The sequence below is a fragment of the uncultured Microscilla sp. genome (genome assembly GCF_947493425.1).
Lineage (GTDB): Bacteria > Bacteroidota > Bacteroidia > Cytophagales > Microscillaceae > Microscilla.
The window spans coordinates 1-8310 of record NZ_CANLRP010000257.1 but is presented as its reverse complement, the minus strand read 5'-3'; the positions used below and the strand labels follow the sequence as shown (position 1 = coordinate 8310).

The 8310-nt window shown below is 39.5% G+C and carries 7 protein-coding genes; 3 read left to right on the top strand and 4 right to left on the bottom strand.

Annotation, left to right across the window (positions count from 1 at the left end; genetic code table 11):
- Positions 1 to 1268 (bottom strand): tetratricopeptide repeat protein (locus Q0954_RS31605; RefSeq protein WP_299465196.1); only part of this gene is annotated, 1268 nt, incomplete at its 3' end.
- A 30-nt stretch (positions 1269 to 1298) separates the two neighbouring features.
- Positions 1299 to 3500 carry a tetratricopeptide repeat protein gene (locus Q0954_RS31600; RefSeq protein WP_299465194.1) on the bottom strand — a complete coding sequence of 734 codons (2202 nt, stop codon included), beginning with the start codon at positions 3498 to 3500 and terminating at the stop codon, positions 1299 to 1301.
- A 154-nt stretch (positions 3501 to 3654) separates the two neighbouring features.
- Between Q0954_RS31600 and Q0954_RS31595 the strand changes: the two genes are divergently transcribed.
- A complete protein-coding gene (locus Q0954_RS31595) occupies positions 3655 to 4047 on the top strand; it encodes a hypothetical protein (protein ID WP_299465192.1) in 393 nt (130 codons plus the stop codon).
- Between the two features lie 272 nt (positions 4048 to 4319).
- Positions 4320 to 5141, top strand: coding sequence for a helix-turn-helix domain-containing protein (locus tag Q0954_RS31590; RefSeq protein WP_299465190.1), 822 nt, complete (start codon positions 4320 to 4322; stop codon positions 5139 to 5141).
- 265 nt (positions 5142 to 5406) lie between these two features.
- Here the strand turns inward: Q0954_RS31590 and recF are convergent, their stop codons facing one another.
- On the bottom strand, positions 5407 to 6525 hold the full coding sequence (gene recF, locus Q0954_RS31585; RefSeq protein ID WP_299465188.1) for a DNA replication/repair protein RecF: 1119 nt from the start codon (positions 6523 to 6525) through the stop codon (positions 5407 to 5409).
- 381 nt (positions 6526 to 6906) lie between these two features.
- Here recF and pdhA point away from each other — a divergent pair, with 381 nt between their 5' ends.
- Positions 6907 to 7953, top strand: coding sequence for a pyruvate dehydrogenase (acetyl-transferring) E1 component subunit alpha (gene pdhA / locus Q0954_RS31580; RefSeq protein ID WP_299465198.1), 1047 nt, complete (start codon positions 6907 to 6909; stop codon positions 7951 to 7953).
- A gap of 85 nt (positions 7954 to 8038) precedes the next feature.
- Here the strand turns inward: pdhA and Q0954_RS31575 are convergent, their stop codons facing one another.
- Complete coding sequence (locus tag Q0954_RS31575) at positions 8039 to 8203, bottom strand: hypothetical protein (RefSeq protein WP_366916771.1); 165 nt, start codon at positions 8201 to 8203, stop codon at positions 8039 to 8041.
- Positions 8204 to 8310: the final 107 nt, after the last annotated feature.

Sequence of the window (8310 nt, the reverse complement as noted above, 5' to 3'; positions counted from 1 at the left end):
AATATAAAGACACTTACCACTAATACTGTAAACAAAACCCCCAAAACACTGAACAAGTATAACCTTTGTTGTGCCAGCCTTTTTTCATTTTCTACCTTAAGGCGCGCGTCTTTGGCTTGCTGTTTTACCTGGATCAACTCTTGTTTTTTCTGAAAGTCATAGTTCATTTCCAGTCGGGTTACTTCTTTAGTGCGTGACTCATTAAACAATGAATCGCTGACCCTTAAATAGATATTTTGATAATGAAAGGCCTCTTTGTATTGCTGTAACGCACTATAGCTCTTATACAAAGTTTCGCTGGCATCTTTTACCACAATCAACTCCTTGCTTTGGCGCCCTGCCACAAAAGCTTCGTTGCCTACCTGAATAGCAGTCAAGTAGTTTTTTTTAGTATAGTATGCCAAAGCCAAACTATTGAGTGCCATATTTTGGGCATACTGATACTTCGCTTGCGTACTCAACTTTAACGCTCGTTTTTGGTAATAAATGGCAGAATCTACTTTATGTCGCGTATACATCAAATCGCCCATGTGATGATAGGTAAGAGCAATGAGTTGATAGTGCTGGTGCTCTTTGCCTATCACCAACGCTTTTCTATAATAAACCATCGCCTGTTTGTAATCTTTGAGGCGAGTGTACGCCTTACCCATATTAGTGTAAGTACTAACTAATCCCTCGTAATTTTTTATTCTTCTTTTTATTTCTGCCGATTTTTTCAGGTACTCAAGCGCCTTGGGGTAGTTTTTAAGCTCCAGATAAATGTTGCCCATATTGTTACAAGATGAAGATACTAACCTACTATGTCCCAGCTTCTCTTGTATGACCATACTTTTTTGGTGATATTCCAGCGCCACCAAAAAATCTCCCCTTACCTTATTGATTATCCCCAGGTTATTATAAATTTTCGACATGCCCAGGCTATCACCCATTGCCCGAAATATAGCCAGCGCCTTCTGGTAGTGTAAAATAGCTTGTTTATGGTTTCCTCCAAAATGATAAGCCGTCCCTACCCTATTTTCAGCGTTTGCTATGCCACTTTTCAACCTTATTTTGGTGGCGATTCTAAGGGCTTGGTACCCTAGTTTTTGAGCAGTATCGGGTGCTATACGCCAAAAAGACCGGCAAAGATCATTTAAAATCTGTATTCGTTGGGTATCGCCTTTGGTTTGCTGCAATAATTTCTTGAGGCTGTCTATTTTTGCGTTTTGCGCATACGTTACCTGACAGGTTATAATAATTAAAAAAAATGTAACACAACGTTTATACATATTTATTTGAAAGCTATTTTATAGCATTTATTACACTTTTACCCCTACCAACAAAATATCATCGCGTTGCACTGTACCTTGCATATAATCTTGTAGCTCGCTTTCCACTAGTTCTTTTTGTACAGCCATTGGCTTGGTTACTATTATATTGAGTAACTTAAGTAAACGCTTGCTACCAAACTTTTTACGCACAGCATTGTTCTGGTCTTGCAACCCGTCTGAGCCCGCATACAACACACTGCCTTGGGGCAAAATCACTTCTTGTGCAGTAAACTTCTCAGCATCGTTGCGTAGTCCCCCTATCGACTTACGGTCTCCCTTGAGTAACTGAATATCAGGTTGGTTGGCGTCTTTGTAATAAAGTGGGTTTCTCGCCCCCGAAAATATTACTTTGGTATGATGATCGGCTTGTGGAGTAAGGCTAAATATTACTGCATCCATCCCCCCCTGGCGCCTTTCTGAGTCTTGTTGCCGTAAAGATACGTTCATCAAAGAGTGGAGACGATCTAATATTTTGTCAGGCTGACTAATGTTTTCCTGGAATATGATTTTATCTAACAGATTGACACCAATCAGACTCATAAAAGCACCTGGCACTCCGTGTCCGGTACAGTCTGCCACTACTACTATGGTTTGTTCCGACAATTGTTTTACCCAGTAAAAATCACCGCTTACCACATCTTTAGGCTTATAAAGCACAAAATAATCTGTAAACAACGCTTGCAACTCTTTGGCAAATGGCAATACTGCTTGCTGGATAGTTTGTGCCGCTCTTATGCTGCTATCTATCCGTTCCTTATTCATGGTCAGGTCTTTATGCTGGGTTTCTATGTAGTCTCGTTGCGTTATAATTTCGTCGCGGCTTTGGTGCAGTTCTTCGTTGAGCGTTACCAGCTCGTTTCTTTTTTGTTGCAAGTCATTTTTTTGGATGGTAAGTTGGCTATTGAGTTTTTTTTGTACCTGACGACTGCGAAACACAAAGAAACTAAACAACAATACGGTAAACAAAATACCTAAAACACTAAACAAATACAACCTTTGCTGTGCCAGCCTTCTTTCGTTTTCTATTTTTACCCGTTCTTCCTTGGCTTTTTGCTTTGCCTGTATCAACGCCTGCTTTTTGTCAAAGGTATAGTTCAGCTCTAAACGGGTAATGTCTTTGGTGCGAGATTCGTTAAATAGCGAATCCTTAAGCTCTGTATACTTCCGATGAGATTTAAAGGCTTCTTCATAATTATTCAGTTTTTGATAACTTTTATACAACACCTCCTGAATGTCTCTTATCAAATCCAATACTTTCTTTTTTTTAGCTATGGGCAGCGCATTCTTAGCCATAGTTACCGATTTCTGGTACTTTGCCTGTTGATAATACACATTTGCCAACCCAATATACGCCACTATCTGATAACGGGTAGCCTTTACCTCAATGGCCAATGCTAAGCCTTTCTGGTGGTATACCAACGCTGAGTCTAACTTGTTCAAATTCATAAAAGCATTGCCTACGTTGCTGTAGTAAGGGGCAATACGTAAGTTTTTGGTTTGATGAATACGTAAAGCTTTTTTGTAATAAAACAAAGCCGAATCGTGTAATTTCTTCTGATCATATGCCCTACCTATGTTATTATAAGCAGTAGCTATTGCTTTAAAGTTTCTTATTTCTTTTTTGAGTTTCAACGATTTGCGGTAATTTTTCAGCGCTTTTGTATAGTCCTTCTGCTGAATAGCAATGGTACCTATATTATTATAAGAATAAGACATGAGGAGTTTATCCTTCAATTTTTCTTGTATAGTCAAGGCTTTTTGGTAATATTCCAGGGCTTTGATATGGTTGCCCTGCCTACGTTGTATAATACCCAAATTGTTGTAAATAGAAGAAATGCCTCGGAGGTTATTAATTGCCTGAAATATTTCCAAGGCCTTATGGTACTGTTCAATCGCCTTAGAGTAATCACTCTTGAAATAATAAGAAATACCAATATTATTGATAGCCGCACCAATACCTTGTTGAAACTCTAGCTCTCGGGCCAAGTGTAAGGCTTGCTCTCCTAGTTTTTTTACAGTATCAGACGATATTCGAATATGTGCTTTTCCTAGGGCAATCAACAGGTTTACCCGTTGAGTATCGGGTTTGCTGGCTGCCAGCAAACTTCTCAAACTGTCGATTTTAGCATTTTGCGCCTGTAATGTCAGACAAAACCCCAAGCAACAAATAATCAATAAACTCTTATTCATTTAAGTTTCATTTATAGCATATATAGTTCGCGTTTACATAGCAGCCATTTTTCACCTTATAATACGATTTTCTCCATCAATATGAAAGCCAATTCTTTGTATCTTGTATTATATTTATAGATTAACCTACCTCATTTCTCAAAAACACTTCTCTATGTGCAATATCAACGATGGTTTTAGGCTCTGCACGTGCCAAACAGAGAACAACCCTACCTTCGAAATAGAATGGGTAGTTAAGCGTAGTAATCCTTTTTTACCGCTGCAACATCACAGGGGCAAAGCCGTGGTACCCCACTACAACACCCAAGAACAACAGTTGCAAACTCTCTTACTCAACAATCTGAATGCAGGCAATTGCTTTGATTTTGACTATACCCCACAAACAAACGACTACCTGTACATCAAGGGAAAAATCTCAAGCAATGCTGAAGAAAAATGGTTTAGCTATCGCTATAGTAACAAACGCCAATGGCAAATAGACTCAGGCAACTCGCTGGCTGGCTGGAAAACGCAACTTGAAGGATTGGAAAAGGGTAAGATGGTTTAGAGCTTATTTGGACTTTATCCTTTGGAACCCTTGCGCTACTTTAACTGGCAGTATTTTGTTAAATTTATCCTCAATAAGTAGTTGGACAAAATCAAACACAGCTAATAGATGTTTATAACAAGTTATGAGTAAGTGAGTTAGATATATTTGTAACTTATAGCTAATTGCTTACTACTACTTATAACGCATCCTAACAGCAAATTCATCACAAAAGCTCTCAAAAACGAAATTTCAAACAAGCTCTTAAAAAACAGGAGGTTGGAGTTAGAATTATGATTTTAGAAACAGCACAATTACCCCCAATGTTTAGCCCCTATATAGAAACGATATTTCATTTCAGGGAGTTCACCCCTGACCATTCTATTGAACGGGTAGTACCCACTGGACATGTATTTATTATTTTTGAATTAGATGGTTTCGAGCGGCACACCTTTGACAACGAAACTCTGCAAGTTAACGCTTGCTTTAGTCAAGCCTGGCTGTCAGGTTTGCATCGTCATTATATATCTATTTCGGCACACCAACGCTCTGCCATGCTCGTTGTTCAGTTTAAACCTGCCGGGGCTTATCCATTTTTACATTTTCCTCTTCACAAAATCACCGGGAAAATAGTTGACGCCACCGAACTATGGGGCAACGAACTTGCTCAGTTGCGGCAACGGTTGCTTGACCAATCGGTTTCTTCGGCCTTGTTTGAGGCAATATATGGCTGGCTCAGGCAAAAGTTTGATCCACGAAAACTGGCACCACTTGAGCTGTACAATGTATTACAGGCTTTAGAACAAGCTCCCGTGACCAACCACCAACAAGCAGTAGAAGGATACCCTAACACCCAAAAGCATTTGATTGACCAGTTTAAAAAATATGTAGGGCTTACTCCTAAATATTATCATAGGATTCTTAGGTTTCAGGAAATTTTGAAGCGTATTCAACACCAGGAAAAAATCACCTGGGCAGACATCACTTATCATTGTGGCTATGCCGATCAATCGCACTTTATCAAAGAGTTTAAACACTTTTCGGGTTTTAACCCCAGCGAGTTTATACTCAAAGACCATCATCAGCAAGGGGGTAATTTTTTTCCGTTGGATTAAGAAAAGGTTATTAACACAATACTCCGCAGTGATTTTCGTCAAAGTTGTTTGCTGGTGATCATTTATTGATGAATTTAAAAACTATTTAATTGAGTGTTTAGGCGTAAAACCGAAACACTTTTAAAAATAAAGTGAGTAAGCAATCTTAATATACGCCACTGGTTTACAACATTTAACAAAGTAAATATTTACTCGAATCAGCTATGGAATATCGACTATTGTAACATGTTTAGAGAGGTAACTATTGTTTGCTATGGGTACCTTCTTAATTTAAATCTTCCATCACATCTACCACCTCCCCCTTGGCAATGGTAAAAATACGTTTCTCTACATCTATATGCTCAAAAACCGTTTGTGTACGTTCAGGACGAGCATCGGTGATAAAAATTTGCCCAAAAGTATGGGCTGCTACCTTGCGCATGAGCTTGTCCATTCGCTTATCGTCTAATTTGTCAAAAATATCGTCCAGCAAGAGAATGGGCTTCATAAACGTGTAATTTTTTATAATATCAAAATGGGCAAGTTTCAGCGCAATTATATAGGACTTTTGCTGCCCTTGCGAACCAAATTTGCGCAGGAGGTGGTCATCGATCAAAAAATCATAATCATCTTTATGTATGCCACGTGTAGTGCGCTGCAAACGCAGGTCATCAGGTAACGCCTGGCGAAAGTCGTCAGCGTAGTGCTCTTCTAAAAACTGCGATTGATATACCAACGCTGTTATTTCTTTGTTTTCGGTCAGTTCTTGGTAGTGTTCACGAAATATAGGGGCAAACTCTGTGATAAACTCCTGCCGCTTATCACATATAGCTTTGCCCAGGGCGATCAACTTGTGGTTATAAGTATCAATCAGGCTACGGTCTACAAAATTGCGCTCAGCAAATTGCTTCAGCAAACTATTGCGTTGCTTAAGGTGGTGGGTATATTGAATCAGGTTGATCAGGTAATTTTTGTCGAGCTGTGAAATAATACTGTCAAAAAATTTGCGCCTTAGTTCGCTTCCTTCTGTAATAGTGTCAGTGTCGTTGGGAGCAATCAACACCACCGGAAACCGTCCAATGTGATCACTTATTTTGTCATACTGTTTTTGGTTTACCTTAAACACCTTTGCCTGCCCTTTTTTATACCCACAAGTTACTTCATAGTCCAGGTCTTTAGCCTGAAAAACCCCCTTGACCATAAAAAAATCTTCTTTGTGCAACACGTGTTGGGTATTGCCGCCACCAAAAGCCCCTTTACTCATTGACAAATAGTAAATAGCATCCAACAAGTTGGTTTTGCCGCTGCCATTGTCACCTACAATGCAATTGACCGATGAAGAAAAGTCAAGGTCTAGCATTTCGTAATTCTTAAAATTGAGCAAATTGATTTTTTCTAAAAACATGGTGTAAACTAATGGGTTTAATTCAGGTAAGTAAAACGGAAGAAATAAAGCACTCCAAAAGAACAAAATATTTTTTGAGAAGTACCCCGCCAGAGATACTGTTCTACAGATTAGATTATTTTTGTAGTTTTACTAAGTGCAGTACCAAAGGCATACGACCAATACACAAAACCAGCAGTTGGTCGCTACTGCCCAGATTCAAAGTTACAATATTGTAGTTATTTACAGTAAGTTAGGTCAAAATCCTTCCCTTTGGTATTTTTTCATAGATCAACAATGCAAAACATTTTACAAATTTTATTACTTTCGCAAGCAATCAACAAACATTTGGATAAACAAAAACACCTCAATCATCCAAGCATTCTAAAAATTGATAAATTTATGGCAACTACCAAAGATAAAAAAACCGCATCGGCACGAAAGGGCAAGAAAAGCGCAAAAGACAAATTTGACAAGGAAACCTACATGTACTGGTACCGCAGTATGCAGTTGATCCGTAAGTTTGAAGCCAAGTGTGGTCAAGTATATGGTCGCCAAAAAATCAAGGGCTTTTTACACTTATATATTGGTCAGGAAGCTTGTGCTTCGGGTGCTGTAAGTGCTTTACAAAAAGGAGATAAATATATAACGGCTTACCGCGACCACGGACATCCACTGGCTTTGGGTACCGACCCCAAGGCAGTAATGGCTGAGCTGTATGGCAAGGCTACCGGGGTCTCGAAAGGGAAAGGTGGCTCTATGCACTTGTTTGACAAAGCAAATGGTTTTATGGGAGGACACGGCATAGTAGGTGCTCAGGTACCTTTAGGTGCAGGCATTGCCTTTGCCGAAAAGTATAACAAAACCGGCAAAGTGTGCATGTGTTATATGGGCGATGGTGCGGTACGTCAAGGCGCTTTTCATGAGGCTTTGAATATGGCCATGACCTGGAAGTTACCCGTGATATTTGTAATAGAAAACAATGGGTATGCCATGGGTACCTCGGTGCAACGTACCTCTAACGTAACCGAGCTATATCAGTTGGGCGAGAGCTATGATATACCTTCTGAGCCGGTAGACGCCATGAAAGTAGAAGAAGTACACCTTTCGGTAGAAAAAGCGGCCGAGCGTGCCCGTGCTGGCGAAGGGCCTACCCTACTTGAGTTCCGTACATACCGTTTTAAAGGACACTCTATGTCTGACCCGGCAAAATATCGAACTAAAGAAGAAGAGAACGAGTATAAAAACCAAGACCCTATCGAGCAAGTACGCGAAAGCATTCTGAAGGGCAAGTTTGCTACCGAAGATGACCTGGCAAACATAGATAAGGAGATCAAAAAGACAGTAGAAGAGGCAGTTAAGTTTGCTGATGAGTCTCCCTATCCTGATCCTTCTGAGGCATTCAAAGATGTATATGCTCAAGAGGACTATCCCTATATTATGGACTAAAACTATAGTGCCTGATTGCATACACGGGCAGGTTTCTTTGGCAACAGGGAAGCCTACCCATTTTTTATAAAAAAAGCCTACCTCTCTAAACCTTCACCCCTATCAACAGTATATCGTCTCGTTGCTCAGTTCCTTCCATAAATATTTGTAGTTTTTTCTCTAAATCCTGCTTTTGTTGGGCAAGCGATAAATGGCTTACTTTAAGTAAAGTATTGTGTAGATTGACTACGCCAAATCTCTTACGAACCACGTTGTTTTGATCAGTAAAGCCATCTGTACTAACTGAAAACTCTACAGATTAGGAAAGAGTTATAAATGTTTTAAATTTAGGGTCAAAAATGCCTAGTTTACCTGCTT